This window comes from Kitasatospora sp. NPDC059462, from assembly GCF_042749955.1.
In the GTDB taxonomy this organism is placed as follows: Bacteria; Actinomycetota; Actinomycetes; order Streptomycetales; family Streptomycetaceae; genus Kitasatospora.
In genome coordinates this window covers 50,215-68,333 of record NZ_JBHYUU010000005.1, presented here as the reverse complement: position 1 = coordinate 68,333, position 18,119 = coordinate 50,215, and the positions used below count along the sequence as shown (strand labels likewise).

The window sequence follows — 18,119 nt, the reverse complement described above, 5'->3', positions numbered from 1 at the left end:
TCGGTCGGGCGCAGGTCATCGGGCGAGGGTCATCGGCCGTGGACGGCCGGGTGTAGACGCTCGGCCGCGGGCGGTCAGGCGCGGGCGGAGGACCGTTCCCCGGAGGCGGCGACGGCCGCCCCCTGGCCGGGGACGGGCTGCGGCGCGTCGGGGGAGGCGAGGCCGAGCACGGCCAGGGCGATGGCGTCCGCGTCGCCGAGGGTCACGGAGTTCACGCAGGGCCGGGCGCCGGCCGCGGTGACCCAGTGCACGGACTCGGTGGGCACGCCGAAGGCGAAGCGGCGCGGGTGGGCCGTGCCGTGGGCGTCCACCAGGTGGTAGGGGCGGTGGGTCACCTCCAGCCCGCCCGTCCGGTGGCCACCGGGGCTGCCGTCCGCAACGGTGAAGGGGCGGCACCCGCCGGTGGCGAGCAGGCTGCGCAGCAACGGGTCCGTCGTGCGGCGCAGGTCGGGCTCGGGCAACCTGGCTTCGACCAGGACGGTCGCCCGGACCGGCGGGCCGGGCACCTCGGACTCGGCCAGGAAGACGCCGTTCTCCCGGTCGCAGCGGATCCGGGTGCCCGGGCCGAGCACCGTGAGCACGCCGGCCTCCAGCAGCGCCGCCATCTCCTCGATCCGGCTCGCGGGCGGGCCGATCGACAGGAAGGCGTTGAGCGGGGTGAACCAGCGTTCCAGGTCGTCCCGGTGCGAGCGGCCGGTGAGGCCGCCGTGCTCGACCAGGGACCGGATCTCGTTGCGCAGGTCGCGCAGGGCGTCCAGGGCCGACTTCACGGGGCCGTCGACGTTGCCTTCCCCGGCCAGCCGGCAGTCCTCGCGCAGGTGTCGGACCAGCCAGTCGCGGAACTCCGACGGATTCGCGAACGACCGCTCGCCGTAGGGGCGTTCGACGGTCCGCCAGTCCCACCGGAGGGTGGGCGGGAGGTGGAAGGCGTCGAGCAGTGCGGCTTCTGCGGCCGTGCCCCACGGGATGCGCAGCCAGCGCTCCCGGAAGGCGTCGGCCGCGCGTTCGGCCCCGCGCCGGGCCAGCAGCGCGGTGTAGTAGACGGTCTCGACCTCCTTCGCGATCAGGGGCCACAGATCGGCCCGGAAGTCGAGTCGGCCCTCGGCGGCCTCGGCGCGCAGCGCCTCGAACCTCTCGCCGGCCAGCAGCCGGGGCAGGTGGCGCCCGTGCGGGCCCTTCTGGTTCCGGCCCCGGGCCACGTGCGGGACGCCGCGCCGGGAGCCCGCGTACAGCGCGGGTTCCCGCCCCGACGGCCGGTAGACCAGCCGGCCGTCCAGCCGCTCGAAGATGCCGCCGCGGCCGCTGGTGAGCAGCGCCAGATGGTCGAAGAAGTTGAGGCCCAGGCCGCGCAGCAGCACCGGCCGGCCGGGGCGCAGGGCGGACAGGTCGAGGTCGGCGGGGTTGCCGGGCGGCAGGTAGTGCAGCCCGTGCTCGGCCGCGAACGCACTCAGTTCGCGTTCATCCTCGGTCGGTTCGGCGGGCAGGTGGCCCTGGCTGAGCACCACGGCGTCGAGCCCGGTCAGCCGGGTGCCGTTGGACAGGGAGACGGACTGCCGGCCGCCGGCCTCGTCGTCCAGGCGGGTCGCCAGCATCGGGTGGACGTGGACGGAGACCGAGGCGGGTGCGGTGCGCGTCACGCGGCGGAAGGCCCATTCGAGGTACTGGCCGTGGAGGGCCCTGGTCGGGTAGGAGTCCGGGGTGAGGTCGCGGACCTCGGCCAGCACCTGGTCGTCGTGGACCTCGCCGGAGGTTCCCGGGCCGCCGGTGGCGAGGTCGCGGGCCCACTGGTACAGGCTCGGCCCGGGCACCTTCACCCCCTCGGCGGCGACGCTCTCGTCGGTGAAGAGGGTCACCTGGGCGGCGACCGTGTTCATCAGCAGGTGCCGGGACTGGCCGGTGCGCCAGACACCGCCCGAGCCGGCCCGGTGCGGGTCGACCAGGTGCACGGCGATCGGCCGGCCGGCCGCGCGGTGGCCGGCGTTGGCGCAGATCCGCTCCAGCACCGACAGGCCCCGGGGCCCGAACCCGACGATGCACACCTTCAGTTGATCGGCAGTCATGCGGCACGCGTCTTCCAGTCGTGGTGGATGCGGAGCGGGCAGGTCAGCTGTCCGGGGCGCGGCCGATGATCTGCTCGACCGTGGCCGTCGCGGCGATGCGCCCGGCCTGGCTGAACCCGATCTCCACCAGGGCGTGCCGGGTGGAGCAGCTGGTCACCTCCGCCTCGACGTCGGCCGGTCCGGGCAGCAGCGGCGCCCGGTAGTCGACGGAGAGTGCGGCGGTCAGGAAGGTGGAGCCGTCCGGGAGGGCCGACAGCATCGCCAGCCCCGCGAAGTGGTCGGCCAGGCAGGCGATCCAGCCCCCGAAGACGACCCCGGGGGTGAGCGTGAGGTCGTCCGGGAAGACGGTCGCCGACGTGATCCGTCCCGGCGACCAGCCGGTGGCCCTGGGCAGGTCGAGCAGCCGGGCGCACGGCGGGTCGTCGGCCGTGCCGTCGAGCAGCCCGGCCAGCAGCCGCCGGCCCCGGGTGTCGTGGCCCGGCGGGGCGAGACCGCGGTGCCGGGAGTAGGTCGGTGTCGGTTGCATGCGTGGCTCCAGGAGGAAGGAGGCCCGGCGCTCCGGGGGTGTGGCGCCGGGCCTCGGCCGGGGGATGCGGTCAGCTCGCGGCCGACGTGCGGCCGAGCTCGATCATCCGCTTGATGTCCTGCTCGCGGTCGACGAGTTCGTGTGCGGCCATCGCGTCCACGGCGGCCTGGTCGTCGAGCGCGCGCAGTGCGGCCTCGTCCACCTCGCTGAACCCGAGTACGCCCATCTGCTGCAGCGCCGCCTGCACCCTCGGGCCGAAGAGGCCGATCTCCTTGAGCCCGGGAACGATCCGCATGAAGACCAGGCGGCGGAACTCCCTCTTGGCCGACGAGCGGCGGGCGGCGGCGACGGCCTCCTCGCCGTAGCCGAGGCGCTCCCAGATGTCGTCGTCCACGTAGCGGTCGCGCAGCGCCCAGCAGCCCTCGACGACGAAGTCCTCCCGCTCGCGCAGTTCGGCCTCGGTCAGCTGCGGGTAGTACTGGCGCAGCAGCAGCCGTCCGAAGGCGACGTGCCGGGCCTCGTCGCGGGCGACGTAGGCGGAGAACGCGCGGGCCAGCGGGTCCTTCAGGCGCTCGCGGTGGACTCCGAAGGTGGCCAGGCCCATGTTCTCCACCAGGATGTGCGCGGCCAGCACGCCGAAGTCCCAGCGGGGTTCGCGCATCGCGTGCTCGAACATGGCGTTGAGTGAGCCGGACAGGCCGTAGCGCAGGCCGATCTTGGTGCTGATGAACCGGTTGAACCCCTCGACGTGCCGGGCCTCGTCCATCAGCTGGGTCGCCGCGTACATCTTGGAGTCGAGGTCGGACACGGCCTGGCAGATCTTGCCGACGCCGATCAGCGCGAACTGCTCGGAGTGCAGGAACTGCGAGTACAGCCAGCCGCTGGTGTGCCGCCGGACGACGCGGCGCTCGGCGTCCGGGAGCCGGTCCCAGAGCGCGGAGCCGGCGATCGAGATGAAGTCGTCCGGGATGCCCAACGGGTCGTCCGGGTCGGTCTCGTGGCTCCAGTCCAGTCGGTCGTCCATGTCCCACTGGCGCTGCTTGCCCTGGACGTAGAGCCTCAGCATCTTCTCGTTGCGCTTGTCGTAGTCGAACTGGAAGACCGCGGTGCCGTTGACCGGGATCGCCTTGCCTCCGGCCAGTTCGGTCAGGACTGCCTGGTCGGTGTAGTCGATGTCGCTCATCGGGCCGTCTCCACTTCTCCGTCGGGCTGGGTGTCGGGCGCTTCGGCGGCCAGGGCCCGCAGGCGGGCGCGGAGCGCCTTTCCGGCGGGGCTGCGCGGCACCTGGTCGATCGGGACGAAGCGGCTGGGCCGCTTGTAGCCGGCCAGGCCCGCGACGCACAGGTCGAGCAGCTCGCCCTGGTCGAAGGCCTCGGGCGTGACCGGTTGGACGAAGGCGACCGGGGTCTGTCCCCAGACCGGGTCGGGGGCGGGGACGACCACGACGTCCGCCACCCGGGGCGACTGCCGCAGCACGTGCTCGATCTCGGCCGGGTAGACGTTCTGGCCGCCGCGCAGGATCAGGTCGTTGCGCCGGTCGACGATCCAGATCCGCCCCTCGGGGTCGGTGTAGCCGAGGTCCTTCGTCCGCAGCCAGCCGTGCCGCAGTGCCTCCGCGGTGGCCTCCGGGTTCTTCCAGTAGCCCTGCATCAGGCCGTCGCCGCGGACTTCCAGTTCGCCGACGGTGCCGGCGGGGACGACGTCCCCCCGCTCGTCGACGACGCGGGCCGCGGTGCCGAGCATCGCGAACCCGACGCAGACCGCGCCGGGCACCTGTGGCTCGCCGACCCGGGCGTCCGGGCTCAGCGACAGCACCGGGCCCCCGCCCTCGGTGATGCCGAAGACGGCCTGCAGTGCGACGCCGAGCCGGGACGCCGCTTCCTCGGCGAGCTCGGCCGGCATCGGAGCGGCCCCGTGCAGCAGCAGCCGGAACCGGGAGAGGTCGGTGCCGGCCAGCGCCCGCGCGCCGAGCAGCAGCCGGACCATGGAGGGCACCAGGAAGGCGTGCTCGACCCGCCACCGCTCCAGGGCGGCGAGGCAGCCCTGCGGGGTGAAGCGGTCCAGGACGCACACCGTGCCGCCGGCCGCCAGGTGGTCCAGGGCGATCACCACGCTGCCGTGGAACAGCGGCCCGGCGTTGAGGAAGACCGTGCCGGCCTCCGGTGCCACCTCGCCCAGCCAGGACAGCGCGTTGAGCTTGAGCGAGCGCTGGTCGACGACGACGCCCTTGGCCCTGCCGGTGGTCGCCGACGTGTGCAGGATCGCCACCGGGTCGGCCAGGTCGCCCGCCGCCGGCAGTGCGGAGCCGGCCGGGAGATCGCCGAGCGCGGTGATGTCGAGGACCGGCAGGCCGGGGTAGTGCTCCCGCAGCCGGTCCGCGTGGGCGGGTTCGGCGAGGAGCGCGGCGGGCTCCACCGCGTCCAGGATGTCCGCGATCTCACGGACCGTCAGCGCCGGGTTGACCGGCACGGCGACCACGCGGGCCACCGCGCAGGCCAGGTATGCCTCCAGGACCTCCGCGCGGTTGCCGCTGACCACCGCCAGCCGTCCGCCGGGTTCGATCCGGCCCGCCAGGTGGCCGGCCAGCGCGTGCACCTCGGCGTGGAGTTGCCGCCAGGTGACGTCACGGTCGGCGTCCCGCAGCGCGAGGGCGTCGGGGCGCCGCTCCAGGCCGCGTTGGACGATGTGCCCGAGCCACATCTCAACTCACCTCTGCCGGAGCCGAGATGAGCGCGGTAACGGCGTCGATCGAGGTGAGGCGGGCGAGTTCCTCGTCGTCCAGCGGACGGCCGAGGTGCTCCTCGCAGGCCAGGGCCAGCCTGATGAGCTCGCCGGAGTTGACGCCGGCCCCGCTGAAGTCCTCGTCGTCGGCGAGCCGGTCCAGGAACGCGGCGTTGTCGAGGCTGGCGCCGACCAGCTCGCGGGCGGTGCTCATGAGGTCCTCCTCGGCCGGGCGCCGACACCCGCCATCGCCCAGTACGGGGCGGGGGCATCGGCGAAGTACACCAGTGGGGCGGCGGTCTCGGTGCGGCACGGGAGCAGGCGGTTGAAGCGGCCGCCGAAGCACGCCTCCGCGAACTCCGGTGACCGCGCCACGCCGCGGGCCTTGTCCCCCAGCAGGGAGACGAAGGCGAAGACGGGGTCGAGGCTGCGGTACGCGCCGTCCTCCTCGACCTCGCACCAGGCGTGGTCGCTGCCGAACAGGCCCAGCAGGTAGCCCCGGCGGGCCCGGGCCCGGTATCCGCGTGCGGTCAGCCGGTCGGCGAGCAGCCTGGAGGCCACGACGCAGTCGGCCATGCCCAGTGCCCAGGCCCTCCGGTGGTCGGCCCGCAGGCGCTCGGGGACGGTCTGGTAGAGCACCTCGCGGGCCGCGAGGGTGCCGACCACCTCGTCCCAGACCTCGCGGACCGCCGGGTCGCGGACCTGCCGGTCGGCGCCGGTGAGCCTGACCGCGACCCGGTAGCCCCCGTCGGCCAGTTCGCCGTCGGGCAGTTCGGCGCCGTCCAGCAGCTCGACACCGGGGCCCAGGTGGTCGGGCAGGCGCACCCTGACGTTCGGCAGCGGGCCGGTGTCCTCGGCCGGCGCGCCGGCGGTGGTGCGTGCCGGGTGGACGCCGACCTCCCACGCGCGCGGGGCGAACCAGTCGGACCTGCCGGTGGCCGCGAAGCGCATCAGGAAGCGGAGGCCGAGTTCGGGCACGGTCTGGCCGGTGCCGCAGAACATCCCCACGTTCATCAGGTCGTCGTAGTCGAAGCGCAGTGCGCCCAGGGCGTCGTACGCGTGCGGGAGACCGGCCTGCGCCAGGTGGCCGATCTGCTCCTCGCCGACGCGCAGGGCCCGGGCCGCGGTGGCCACATCGGTGTCGTAGCTGGCGATGTCCCCGGGGGCGGTGCGGAACCGGCCGACCGCCCGGGCCAGCGTGTCGGAGTGGGCGGGCGCGGCCGTCATGCCCCGGCCCTCCGGGCCACCAACTTGGCGACGAACTCGGAGAGTTCGGCAACGGTCGCGGTCTCGAAGAGGAAGTCGTCCGGGATGACGACCTCGCACGCGTCCTCGATCTCGGTGATGGCTCGCAGGGCCTTCACCGACTCGATGCCGGGGACGGCCGACAGCGGCCGGGCGGGGTCGATCATGTCCACGGGGACTCCCGAGTGCGTGGCCAGGGCGGCGCGCACGACGCCCAGGACGCGGATGGTGTCGACGGTGTTCTGTTCGGTGCTGACGGTGCTCACTGCGCACGTCCTTTCGAGGAGTTGCGGTCGGCCGACGGGTCGGCGGTGACGAGGGTGCGGTGGAACAGGGCGGCGGCCGAGCGCTTGACCTTGCCCGAGCTGGTGAACGGGATGCTGGACGGCGCCACGGCACGGATCTCGACGGCGCCGAGGCCGAGCCGCTCGACCAGCCGGTCGCGGATCGCCCGGCCGACCTCCTCGGCCCGCTCGGTGCCGTGCGCGGTCTCCCAGAGGACGACCATCCGCTCCTCGCCGTCGGCGTCCCGGGCGAAGGCGGCGCAGTGCCGCCGGTCCACGCCGGGGGTGGTGCGAACGGTGTCCTCGACGTCCTCGGCGTAGTAGTTCCGGCCGTGCACCACGGCCATCGCCTTGATCCGGCCGATCACGAAGAGCTCGCCGCCGATCATGAAGCCGAGGTCACCGGTGCACAGCCAGCCGTCCGGTGCGAACGGCTGCCGTTGCGGGGCGAGGCCGAGGTACCCGGGGGTCACCGAGGGGCCGCCGATCCGGACCTCCCCGACGGTGCCCTCGGGCAGGAGCTCGCCCCGGCGGCCGGGGGCCGCGATCCGCACGCCGATCCCGTCCACCGCGGGCCCGCAGGAGATCACGGTCCGGGCGTGCTCGGCGTCCTCGGGCAGCGGAACGACGCTCTCGCCCGGTCCGAGCCTCGACCGGTCGACGGTGACGGCCCGGTACGGCGCGAACGGCGCACCGCTGGTGACGATCAGGGTCGCCTCGGCCAGCCCGTACTGCGGCTGCACCACGTTCTCGCGCAGCCCGTACGGGCCGAAGGCGGCCTGGAAGGCCCGCAGGCTGCGGAGCTGCACCGGCTCCGCGCCGTTGCCGGCGAACCGCCAGCGCGAGAGGTCGACGCCGTCCGGCACGCCCCGGTCCGCGGCGGCGGCCGTGAGGTGGTCGTAGAAGAAGTTCGGCGCGGGCAGCGCGGTGGCCCCGGCCGCGGCGAACTCGGTGAGCCAGCGCAGCGGGCGGCGGATGAAGTCGCCCGGCTGCCACAGATGCACCCGGCTGCCCCGCCGCAGTGCGTTCATCAGGCTGAACAGGCCCATGTCGTGGAAGAGCGGGAGCCACAGGCCGAGGTGGTCGTCGGGCGACCAGCCGGTACCGGCGGCGATGGCGTCGAGGCCCGCGGCGACGTTGGCGTGGCCGAGGACGACGCCCTTGGGGGCGGAGGTGCTGCCGGAGGTGTACTGGACGACCGCCGGGGTGGAGCCGCCCTCGCCGGTCGGCGGCAACGCGCTCCTCCGCGCGGGGGCCTCGGCGATGTCGATGAACCTGACGTGCGGGACGGCGGCCCGGACGCGGTCGAGGATGCGCGCGCCGAGCGAACCGTCCACCAGGACCGCGTCGAGGCCGCAGTCCTCCGCGATCCGCCGCAGGTGCTCGGCGTAGGCGTCCATCCCGCCGAAGGCCACCGGCAGGGCCAGCGGTACGGCGGCGGCGTCGAGGCGCAGCAGCGCCAGCAGACCGCGGACCCACGGCTCGCCGTTGGCCATCAGCAGGCCCACCCGGCGCACCGGGAGCTCGGCGTGGATCCGTCCGGCGGTGCGCTCGGCCCGGTCCAGCAGTTCCGGGCCGGTGACCGGCGCGGAGTCCCGGGAGGGCGTGGTCAGCACGGTGCCGTCGTGGACGGCCCCGGAGATCAGGTGCCAGAGGTGGGCCACCGGGCTCACCGGGCCCCGGCCGGCACCGCGGCGCGGTCGAGGCGGCTGCCCAGCCGCCGGCGCAGGACGGCGCGGCGGACCTTGTACGAGCCGGTGACCGGCATGGCCTCCCACTCCCAGAAGAAGACGGTGATCTCCGGCAGGCCGGCCTCGGCGGCGGCGGCGAGGAAGCGCTCACGATCGGGCGCGGAGCCGGCCCGCGGGCAGGCGACCGCGAAGACGCCGCCGTCCTCGGCCCGGATGAGGACCAGTTCGACCAGCTCGGGCAGGGACTCCAGCAGGTGGTCCTCCTTCTCCAGGAGGCTGTCCACGCCGTCGACGTGCTCGACGACCCGGTCGAGGAGTTCCAGCGAGCCGTCCGGCAGCTGCCGGCCGATGTCGCCCATCGGCCACCACGCGTCGTCGGCCGGCATGGTGCCGCCGCCGACATAGCCGCGCATCCGCCCGGTGGAGCGGGTCTCGATCCGGCCCGGGGTGCCCGCCGGGACGGGCGATCCGGCCTCGTCGACGATCCGGACCTCCATCCCGCCGCCGGAGTGACCGACGTTGCGGGGCGAGTAGTCGCCGGCCTCGTCGCGGGTGACGATCCGCAGGCAGATCGGGCCGGACTCGGTCTGCCCGTACGCCTGAAGGTAGTGCGCCCCGGGCTGGTCGGAGGCGGCGAGCAGGGTGCGCACGGTGCGCGGGTGCATCGCGTCGAAGGTGCTGATGAAGCGCTCCACGCCGGCGAACGGGCGGTCCGGGTCGGCGGCCAGCTGCTCCCACTGGATGAAGACGTTGGGGTGGGTCTCGACCGAGGTGGGGCGCTGGTCGAGGAACAGCCGCTTGACGTTCGCGGGGGAGGGGTCGGCGATCGACAGCGCGGGCATCGCGGTCTCCAGCGAGGCCAGGGTGCCGGCGCAGGTACGGGCGTGCACGAATGAGAGGTGCTTGGCGTTGAGGTCGTTCCGGTTGTACTGGTCCCGGAAAATCATGATCATCGGGGCGACCATGCCGAACAGCGAGCGCGTGGAGTGCGCCGCCAGCTTGGGCGCGCCCGTGGTGCCGGAGGAGTGCGTGACGACGAACCAGTCGTCCTCGTCGCGCGGCGCGGCCACGTGCGCGGCGCGTTCCTGCAGCGGCCGGACCCAGTCGGCCCCGGACGGTTCCAGCGCGAGCACGCCGCGGGTCAGCACCTTCACCGCGTGCCGGTGCGGGGCCAGCTCGGCCAGGCCGAGGGAGTCGACCACCACGTAGGGGTCGTCCAGCCGGGCGAAGCACTCCAGGAGCTCGCCGGCCTCCATGGCGCAGGACAGCAGCGCGGGCAGCGCCCCGATCCGGCCGAGCGCGCACATGACTCCCTCGACCTCGATGTGGTTGCGCTGCACCACGGCCACGGTGTCGCCGCGCCGGATCCCGGCCGCCCAGAAGCGGTCGGCGTAGTCCTCGACGGCCGTGGCGAACTCGGCGAAGGTGGTGACCGGGCCGTCGTACGTGCGCCACGGGAGGTCGGAGCGGAACGGCGTGTCGGGGTGCCCGGCCGCGGCGATCTCGGGCAGCACCCCCAGGGGGGCGGTCGGTTGCGGGACGGAGCCCAGATGGAGTGCGGAGACGTCAGGCATGCGTGGATCCCTCTGCTCGGCGTGACCGATCGCACGCCGGAGGCCGGCGTGTGCGAGTGCGGGGTGACGTCGTGGTCCCGTTCCGCGCCGCGGTGACGACCCGCCAGGCGCCGAAGGACTCGACGGTGGGTAAGAGCCGGGGGCGGCCCGGCGCACTCCATCCGGATTCGAAAATAAATCAGGAAGGATCCGGAGCGAGCCCCGAGGGAGTGTCCGGGATCCGCGGGCCCTCTACCCGGACATGAGTGGAACAGAGCTGGACCGGGCGGCCGCACCGCCCGCCCTCGCGCCGTGGGAGGTCGCGGCTCCGCTGGTCCGCGCAGCCCGGGCGGGCGACGCCATGGCACTCAACGACCTGATGGAGCTGCTGCTCCCGTACGTCGGACGGCTCTGCCGGCCGATCGCCCTGGCGGATTCCGCGGACGCCGTGCAGGAGTCGATGATCGTGATCTTCCGGAGTCTGGGGAAGCTCAAGGACCCGAGCGCCCTGTACGCCTGGGTGCGCACCATCACCGTGAGGGAGGCGATCCGGGTGTCCCGGCGGGCGGGCCGGGAGACCCCGGTCGAGGACGTCGGGGACCGGCCGACCGGTACCGACGCCGAGCTGGCCTGCGACGTGCACGACGTGCTGGGCCGGCTGTCACCGGAGCATCGGGCGATCCTGGTGCTCCGGGAGCTGGAGGGTCTGGACGAGCACACCGTCGGCGGGACCCTCGGGCTGGCCCGCGGAACGGTCAAATCCCGCCTGCACCGCGCGAGAAGAAGCTTCCGGGCGGCCTGGCTGGCGTGAGCCGGGGGCGGCGGCCGGTTCCGCCGCCCCCGGTCCTCACCCCTGCCGCCCCTCGAACAGGCTCACCGCCGCCCGGGCCACCAACTCCGGCCGCTCCTCGTGCAGGTAGTGTCCGCACCCCGGGACGCCCTCGGCCCGCAGCGCGGACGCGTTGCGCTCCCCTCCCGCGAGCACGCTCGGCGGCAGGACGACGTCCCGCTCCCCGGTGAGCAGACGGGTCGGGGTGCTGAGCCGCAGCCCGCGGTAGCGGCCGAGGGCCAGTCCGGCGACGTCCCGCACCGCGAAGGCCCTGTGCAGCGCCTCGCCCGCCCGTGCCGCGCCCGGTTCGGCGCTGGCCGCCACGAACTCCTCCAGTGCGCCGTCCTCCCAGGCCGCCTGGTCCACCACGCCCCGACGCAGCAGGTACCTGGTGAAGCCGGGCCGGCGGCGCAGCACCCAGCGGCCGAGCAGCGGCGACTCCAGGAAGGCGGTGTACCAGAAGCGCCAGGCCTGCGGCGCCAGCCTGCGGTGGAGCGGCCAGGGGTGAACGATGTTCAGGGCGAGGAACGCCCTGAACCGCTCGGGCGCGCGCGCACAGAGCATGAACCCGGCCCAGGCCCCCCACTCGTGGCCGATCAGCCGGACCGACGGCAGGCCGAGCGCGTCCATCAGCGCGAGCACGTCCGCCACCCGGGTGTCCGTGTCGTATCCGCCGGCCGGGGCCTGCGACCAGCCGAAGCCGCGCAGGTCGGGGCAGATCAGGCGGTACTCCCCGGCCAGCAGCGGGATCACCTTCCGCCAGGCGTACCAGTGCTGGGGGAAGCCGTGCAGCAGCAGCACGGGTTCGCCCTGTCCGGCCTCGGCGACGTGCAGCCGCACGCCGCCGATGTCGACGTACCGGTGTCGGACACCGGCCAGTGGGGGGAAGGGCCGGGGCTCCTCCGGGATGGTGGTGACGGTCCTCTGCACGGTTCCTGCCTGTCTGTCGGGGGGAGCCGGAAGCTCCCGGTCGTCCGGGCTGCCTGCCAGGAGGGCCGCACCGGGCCGGAGGTTCCGGCCGGCACGCGCGGAATCGGCACGGAACTCCTGCCGGGGCCGGCTCCTCCTGACCCCCTGACGGCTCGGGTGAGCCGGTTCCGACGGACCTGGGAGACGAACGTGCGAAGCAGGCGAGGATTGGCAGAGGCGGCGGGGCGCTGGAGCGCGACCCACCGGTGGACCGCCGTGCTGCTCTGGTTGGCCTTCGTGGTGGTGGCCACCGTGCTGGGCGGCGCGGTGGAGACGCAGAGCCCGACGGCCGCCCAGCTGACCAACGGTGAGTCACACCGGGCGGAGCAGATCCTGGGACGGGCCGGGCTCTCGCTGCCCGCCCACGAGGTGGTCCTCGTCCAGGACACCGGCGGCACGGTCGACTCGGACCGCTTCCGGGCCGCCGTCGGCGACACCGTCAAGGCACTGAACGACAGCGGCAGGACCGCCGACGTGGTCTCTCCGTTCGATTCGGCGGGGCAGGCCGCGATCTCGGCGGACCGCCACTCGGCCCTGGTGCAGTTCGACATGGCGGGCGACGCGCTCAAGGCCGAGGAGAACGTGCAACCGGTGCTCGACGCGGTCGCCCGGGTCGCCAAGGCCCACCAGGGCCTGCGCATCGAGCAGTTCGGCGAGGCCTCGTTCCGGCACGGCTACGACGCCAAGCTGCACACCGACTACTCCGACGCCGAGACCCTGTCCTTCCCGGTGACGCTCGGCATCCTGCTGATCGCCTTCGGCGCGGCCGTCGCCGCCGTGCTGCCCGTCCTGCTGGCCGCGACCGTGGTGACCGCGGCCGGCGGGCTGATGGCGCTGGCCAGCCATCTGGTGCCGATCGACCAGAACGGCAGCTCGGTGATGTCGCTGATCGGCATCGCGGTCGGCGTCGACTACTCGCTCTTCTACCTCAAGCGGGTGCGCGAGGAGCGGGCGGCCGGACGCGGCACCGAGGCCGCGGTGACCGCCGCCGCCGCCACCTCCGGACGCTCGGTCGTCGTCTCCGGCCTGACCGTGATCGTCTCGCTGGCCGGGCTGTACCTCTCCGGCAACGGCGTCTTCCTCGGCATGGCCACCGCGACCATCATCGTCGTCGCCGTCGCGGTGGCGGGTTCGGTGACCGTCCTGCCGGCCCTGCTGTCGCTGCTCGGCCACCGGATCGACAAGGGCCGCATCCCGCTGCGCCGGCGCGCCCGGGCCGCCCGCGGCCGTACCGGCGTGATCGACCTGGTGCTGCGCCGCCCCGCCCTGTCCCTGGCGCTCTGCACGGGCTTCCTGGGGGCGCTGCTCGTCCCGGCGTTCGCCCTGAACACCTCGGGCGCCGGCGTCGGCGACCTGCCGGCGGACAGCCTGCCGGCCCTGCAGACCTACCAGCGGATCCAGCAGGCCTTCCCCGGCGCGGGTTCCCCCGCGAAGATCGTCATCAAGGCCGACGGCCTCGGCGGTCCGGACGGGCAGGCCGCGCTGGACCGCCTTCGCGCCGCGGCCGACTCGACGCCGGGCCTGCGCGGGCCGGTGACCTTCCACGTGAACGCCGGCGGCACGGTCGGCGTGGCCACCGTCGCCCTGGACGGCGACGGCACCGACAGGACCTCGGTCGCGGCCCTGCGCACGCTGCGCGAAACGGTGCTCCCGCGCGCCTTCGCCGGGCTCGCGGGCGCCGAGACCGCGGTCGGCGGTACCACGGCCGTCTCGGAGGACGGCAACCGGAACCTCTCCGACAGCACTCCCTGGGTCGCGGGCTTCGTCCTGCTCTTCACCTTCGGCGTGATGCTCTTCTCGTTCCGCTCACTGGCCCTCGCCGCTCTCACCCTGGTGCTCAACCTGCTCTCGGTCGGGGCCGCGTTCGGCTTGATCGTGGTGGTCTTCCAGCACGGCTGGGGCGAGGGCCTGCTCGGATTCACGGCCACCGGGGGCATCGCCTCCTGGGTGCCGCTCTTCCTCTTCGTCTTCCTGTTCGGACTCTCGATGGACTACCACGTGTTCGTGGTGAGCCGGATCCGCGAGGGCCGGGACCGCGGACTGCCCACGGCCCGGGCCGTCGCCGAGGGCATCAAGGGCACGGCCGGCGTGGTCACCAGCGCCGCGATCGTGATGGTGGCCGTCGCGGCGGTGTTCGGAGCGCTCCCGCAACTGTCCATGAAGGAGTCCGGCGTCGGCATGTCGGCGGCCGTCCTGATCGACGCCACCCTGGTCCGGGCGGTGCTGCTGCCCGCCGCGCTGACGCTGCTGGGCGACCGCAGCTGGTACCTGCCGCGGCTGCTGCGGTGGCTCCCCGGCGGCGGGCACACCGAGGCCGCGCCGGAGCCCGGGCCCGTGCCGGAGCGCGACTCCGCCGAGGCACTCGCCTGAGGCGCCGGACACCCTCCGTGCGCAGTGGCGGGGGGGGCCGGCCCCCCCCCGGGGGGGGGCCGCCCCCCCCCGGCCCCCCCGCGGCGGGCTTCGCCCTTCCCCCCTCGCCCTGATTCCCCCGCTCCGATTCCCCCGCTCCGACCGCTCTGAGGACCGATTCACCCATGGCACTGCGTCACCCCGCCCTCGCCCGCCTCGCCCTCGGCGAGGGCCGGCTCACCCTCGGCCTGGAACTCCCGCTCGACAACGACTGGGGCCCCTCCCGGCAGGCCGCCGACCGTGCGGCCGGCCGCCCCCACGGCGTCCCGGACCTCGCCGGCCACGCGCGCCTCGCCCGGCTCGCCGACCGGCTCGGCTTCGCCGGCCTCTGGGTGCGCGACGTCCCGCTCTTCGACCCCGTCCGCTTCGGGGACGCCGGGACGGTCTTCGAGACCTTCACCCACCTCGGCCACCTCGCCGCCGTCACCGAGCGCGCCGTCCTCGGCACCGCGGCCGTCGTCCTGCCGCTGCGCGAACCACTGCTCGTCGCCAAGGCCGCCGCCACCGTCGACGCGCTCTCCGGCGGCCGGATGCTGCTCGGCCTCGCCAGCGGCGACCGTCCCGTCGAGTACCCGCTCTTCGGGCGGGACTTCGGGGCCCGCGGCGCCGCCTTCCGGGAGGGGCTGCAGACCCTGCGCGCCGCCTGGCGGCCGGGTCCGCTGGAGCTGCCCGGGGCCGGGCTCGGCGCGGACTTCCAGCTGGAGGTCCTGCCGAAGCCGGAGCAGCCGGCGGGCGTCCCGATCGCCGTCGCCGGCGGCGCCCAGCAGACGCCCGAGTGGATCGCCGAGCACGCCGACGCCTCGCTCAACTACCCCCGCGACCTGGGCGCGCTGCGTCTGCGGACCCGGCAGTGGCGCGAACTCGCGGGGGAGAAGCCCTACATCACCCCGATGGTGCTCAGCCTCCAGGAGGACCCGGACGCCCAGGCCCGTCCGATCCGGCTCGGCCTCAGCACCGGCCGCAACGCCCTGGTCGAGCACCTGGAGGCGATGGCGCTGCTGGGGGTCTCGCACGTCTCGTTCAACCTGCGGCCCAACGACCGGCCGGTGGAGGAGGTGCTGCACGAGCTCGCGGAGCACGTCCTGCCGCGCTTCTCCGCGTCCGGGGCGTCCGTCGCATCCGACGCGCCCGTCGCGTCCGACGCCTAGAGCCCTTGCATTAGCCAGCGCCTGCAATTATTGTTAAAGCAAGCAAGGGGCGCTCGCATCTATCGAGCGGGCCTTGCGCCCCGCACCCCCCGTTCGGAAAAGGCACCACCATGTCCCTCAAGGAACTCCTCCCCGGCAAGCTCGGCTTCGGCACCGCCCCGCTCGGCAACATGTACCGCGCGATCCCCGAGGCCGAGGCGCTCGCCACCGTCGAGGCCGCCTGGCAGCAGGGCGTCCGCTACTACGACACCGCCCCCTTCTACGGCGCCGGCCTCTCCGAGGAGCGCCTCGGCGAGGTCCTCTCCACCAAGCCGCGCGACGAGTACGTCCTGTCCACCAAGGTCGGCCGCGTCGTCCTTGACGAGCTGGAGCAGGGCAACCGCGAACTCGGCGAGAAGGGCGGCCTGTTCGAGCACGGCAACCCCAACCGGATGCTGCACGTCTGGACCGCGGAGGCCACCGAGCGCTCCATCGAGGACAGCCTCAAGCGCCTGGGCACCGACCGCCTGGACGTCGTCTGGGTGCACGACATCGCCCAGGACTTCCACGGCGACCAGTGGCTGGCCAAGTTCGAGGAGGCCCGCACCGGTGCCTTCCGCGTCCTGTCCCGCCTGCGCGACGAGGGCGTCATCAAGGCCTGGGGCCTCGGTGTCAACAAGGCCGAGCCGATCGAGCTCACCCTCGCCCTCGACGAGCCGCAGCCCGACGGCTTCCTGCTCGCCGGCCGTTACACCCTCCTCGACCACGAGCACGCCCTCCAGCGCCTGCTGCCGATGGCCCAGGAGCAGGGCGTCGGCATGGTCGTCGGCGGCCCCTACAGCTCCGGCATCCTCGCCGGTGGCGCCCACTTCGAGTACCAGGAAGCCCCCGCGCACATCATCGAGCGCGTCACCCGGCTCAAGGACCTGGCCGCGAAGCACGGCGTGAGCATCAAGGCCGCCGCCCTGCAGTTCTCCCTCGCCCACCCGGTCACCGCCGCGGTCGTCGCCGGTGCCACCAAGCCCAGCCGCATCGCCGAGGACCGGGCGGCGCTCGCCGAGACCGTCCCCGCCGCGTTCTGGCAGGAACTGCGCGCCGCCGGCCTCGTCAGCCCCGCCGCCCCGCTGCCCCACGGCGCCTGAGCCCCGCCTCCCTGCAAGCCCGGGTGCGCCCCTCGTGCACCCGGGCTGCCGGCTCCTGGCTCCGGCTCCTGGGCCCTCTGGTGCTCCGGTGTGACGCCGCTAACATGACAGTCCCTCACGTTCATGCCAGGAGGCCGTCATGCCCGACCGCTTCGACCTGCCGGCGGACTTCCGCTGGGGTGCCGCCACCGCCGCCTACCAGATCGAGGGCGCCGTCGACGAGGACGGCCGCGGGCCGTCCGTCTGGGACACCTTCGCCGCCCGCCCCGGCGCCGTCCGCGACGGCCACACCGGCGCCGTGGCCTGCGACCACTACCACCGCTGGCCCGAGGACATCGCCCTGATGCAGGGCCTCGGCCTCGACGGCTACCGCTTCTCGATCGCCTGGCCCCGCGTCCAGCCCACCGGCGCGGGCCCCGTCAACCCCGCCGGCCTCGCCTTCTACGACCGCCTGGTGGACGCGTTGTTGGAGGCGGGCATCACCCCGCTCCCCACCCTCTTCCACTGGGACCTCCCGCAGGCCCTCGAAGACCACGGCGGCTGGCTCAACCGCGACACCGCCCACCGCTTCGCCGACTACACCGCCCTCGCCGCCGACCGCCTCGGCGACCGCGTCCCCACCTGGATCACCCTCAACGAGCCCTTCGTCCACACCGTCTTCGGCTACGCCCTGGGCACCCACGCCCCCGGCCGCACCCTGATGTTCGAGGCCCTCCCCGCCGCCCACCACCAGCTCCTCGCCCACGGCCTGGCCGCCACCGCCCTCCACGACCGCGGCCTCGACGTCATGCTCTCCAACAACCTCACCCCGGTCGAACCGGCCTCCCCGAACCCCGCCGATCTCGCCGCCGCCGCGGCCTACGACACCCTCCACAACCGCCTGTTCACCGACCCCGTCCTCCTCGGCCGCTACCCCGACCTCTCCGCCCTCGGCGTCCCGGACGACATCTTCGGCACCGTCCACCCCGGCGACCTCGACCTCATCCACACCCCCGGCCTGGACGGCCTCGGCCTCAACTTCTACAACCCCACCCGCGTCGCCGCCCCCACCGCCCCCGGCCTGCCCTTCGACCTCGTCGACATCCCCGAAGCCCCCCACACCGCCTTCGGCTGGCCCGTCGTCCCCGCCGCCCTCACCACCCTCCTCCTCCACCTCCGCGACACCTACGGCAAAGCCCTCCCACCCCTCACCATCACCGAGAACGGCTGCTCCGTCACCGAATCCACCACCCCCGACCAGCCCCGCATCGACTTCATGTCCACCCACCTCGACGCCCTCGCCCACGCCACCACCGAGGGCATCGACGTCCGCGGCTACTACACCTGGTCCCTCCTCGACAACTTCGAATGGGCCGAGGGGCTGTTCAGCCAGCGCTTCGGTCTGGTCCATGTCGACTTCGCGACGCAGGTGCGCACACCGAAGGCCTCCTACACCTGGTACCGCGACCTGATCGCCGCTCACCGGGCGAAGTCAGCGGCTCGGTAGCGGGGCCGTGGCTGGTGGCTCTGCGTGCCGGGGCGTTTGTGTCGCAATGGCAATTCGCCGAAGAAGGTGTCGAGTTT

15 protein-coding genes are annotated in these 18,119 nt (G+C 74.0%); 5 read left to right on the top strand and 10 right to left on the bottom strand.

Annotated features, from left to right (window positions below; translation table 11 throughout):
- Nucleotides 1-74: 74 nt before the first annotated feature.
- The 9 genes from ACFXAM_RS02805 to ACFXAM_RS02765 form a co-directional block, all read right to left on the bottom strand.
- Nucleotides 75-2,060 (bottom strand): FAD/NAD(P)-binding protein, encoded by a 1,986-nt coding sequence (locus ACFXAM_RS02805; protein WP_380287195.1) that lies wholly within the window; start codon nt 2,058-2,060, stop codon nt 75-77.
- Between the two features lie 43 nt (nt 2,061-2,103).
- Nucleotides 2,104-2,586 (bottom strand): PaaI family thioesterase, encoded by a 483-nt coding sequence (locus tag ACFXAM_RS02800; RefSeq protein WP_380287194.1) that lies wholly within the window; start codon nt 2,584-2,586, stop codon nt 2,104-2,106.
- A gap of 70 nt (nt 2,587-2,656) precedes the next feature.
- The gene (locus ACFXAM_RS02795) at nt 2,657-3,769 is read right to left on the bottom strand and encodes a ferritin-like domain-containing protein (protein ID WP_380287193.1); all 1,113 of its coding nucleotides are present in this window, start codon (nt 3,767-3,769) and stop codon (nt 2,657-2,659) included.
- Complete coding sequence (locus ACFXAM_RS02790) at nt 3,766-5,286, bottom strand: class I adenylate-forming enzyme family protein (RefSeq protein ID WP_380287192.1); 1,521 nt, start codon at nt 5,284-5,286, stop codon at nt 3,766-3,768. The genes ACFXAM_RS02795 and ACFXAM_RS02790 overlap by 4 nt, the downstream gene beginning before the upstream one ends.
- A gap of 1 nt (nt 5,287) precedes the next feature.
- The gene (locus ACFXAM_RS02785; protein ID WP_380287191.1) at nt 5,288-5,521 is read right to left on the bottom strand and encodes an acyl carrier protein; all 234 of its coding nucleotides are present in this window, start codon (nt 5,519-5,521) and stop codon (nt 5,288-5,290) included.
- Entirely contained in the window at nt 5,518-6,534 is a 1,017-nt protein-coding gene (locus ACFXAM_RS02780; RefSeq protein WP_380287190.1) for a hypothetical protein, read from the bottom strand. Before ACFXAM_RS02780 ends, ACFXAM_RS02785 begins: the two co-directional genes overlap by 4 nt.
- Entirely contained in the window at nt 6,531-6,818 is a 288-nt protein-coding gene (locus tag ACFXAM_RS02775) for an acyl carrier protein (RefSeq protein ID WP_380287189.1), read from the bottom strand. Before ACFXAM_RS02775 ends, ACFXAM_RS02780 begins: the two co-directional genes overlap by 4 nt.
- Complete coding sequence (locus ACFXAM_RS02770; protein WP_380287188.1) at nt 6,815-8,500, bottom strand: AMP-binding protein; 1,686 nt, start codon at nt 8,498-8,500, stop codon at nt 6,815-6,817. Before ACFXAM_RS02770 ends, ACFXAM_RS02775 begins: the two co-directional genes overlap by 4 nt.
- A 5-nt stretch (nt 8,501-8,505) precedes the next feature.
- Nucleotides 8,506-10,101 (bottom strand): class I adenylate-forming enzyme family protein, encoded by a 1,596-nt coding sequence (locus ACFXAM_RS02765; protein ID WP_380287187.1) that lies wholly within the window; start codon nt 10,099-10,101, stop codon nt 8,506-8,508.
- 241 nt (nt 10,102-10,342) lie between these two features.
- Here ACFXAM_RS02765 and ACFXAM_RS02760 point away from each other — a divergent pair, with 241 nt between their 5' ends.
- A complete protein-coding gene (locus tag ACFXAM_RS02760; protein WP_380287186.1) occupies nt 10,343-10,891 on the top strand; it encodes an RNA polymerase sigma factor in 549 nt (182 codons plus the stop codon).
- Nucleotides 10,892-10,927: 36 nt separating this feature from the next.
- Here the strand turns inward: ACFXAM_RS02760 and ACFXAM_RS02755 are convergent, their stop codons facing one another.
- Nucleotides 10,928-11,839 carry an alpha/beta fold hydrolase gene (locus ACFXAM_RS02755; protein WP_380287185.1) on the bottom strand — a complete coding sequence of 304 codons (912 nt, stop codon included), beginning with the start codon at nt 11,837-11,839 and terminating at the stop codon, nt 10,928-10,930.
- A gap of 207 nt (nt 11,840-12,046) precedes the next feature.
- On the opposite strand from ACFXAM_RS02755, the gene ACFXAM_RS02750 reads away from it, so the two are divergent.
- The 4 genes from ACFXAM_RS02750 (at nt 12,047) to ACFXAM_RS02735 (ending at nt 18,042) form a co-directional block, all read left to right on the top strand.
- Nucleotides 12,047-14,248, top strand: a complete 2,202-nt coding sequence (locus tag ACFXAM_RS02750; protein WP_380287184.1) for an MMPL family transporter — start codon at nt 12,047-12,049, stop codon at nt 14,246-14,248.
- Nucleotides 14,249-14,412: 164 nt separating this feature from the next.
- The gene (locus ACFXAM_RS02745; protein ID WP_380287183.1) at nt 14,413-15,435 is read left to right on the top strand and encodes a TIGR03571 family LLM class oxidoreductase; all 1,023 of its coding nucleotides are present in this window, start codon (nt 14,413-14,415) and stop codon (nt 15,433-15,435) included.
- A 110-nt stretch (nt 15,436-15,545) separates the two neighbouring features.
- On the top strand, nt 15,546-16,556 hold the full coding sequence (locus tag ACFXAM_RS02740; protein WP_380287182.1) for an aldo/keto reductase: 1,011 nt from the start codon (nt 15,546-15,548) through the stop codon (nt 16,554-16,556).
- 139 nt (nt 16,557-16,695) lie between these two features.
- Complete coding sequence (locus tag ACFXAM_RS02735; protein ID WP_380287181.1) at nt 16,696-18,042, top strand: GH1 family beta-glucosidase; 1,347 nt, start codon at nt 16,696-16,698, stop codon at nt 18,040-18,042.
- The last annotated feature ends 77 nt before the right edge of the window (nt 18,043-18,119 follow it).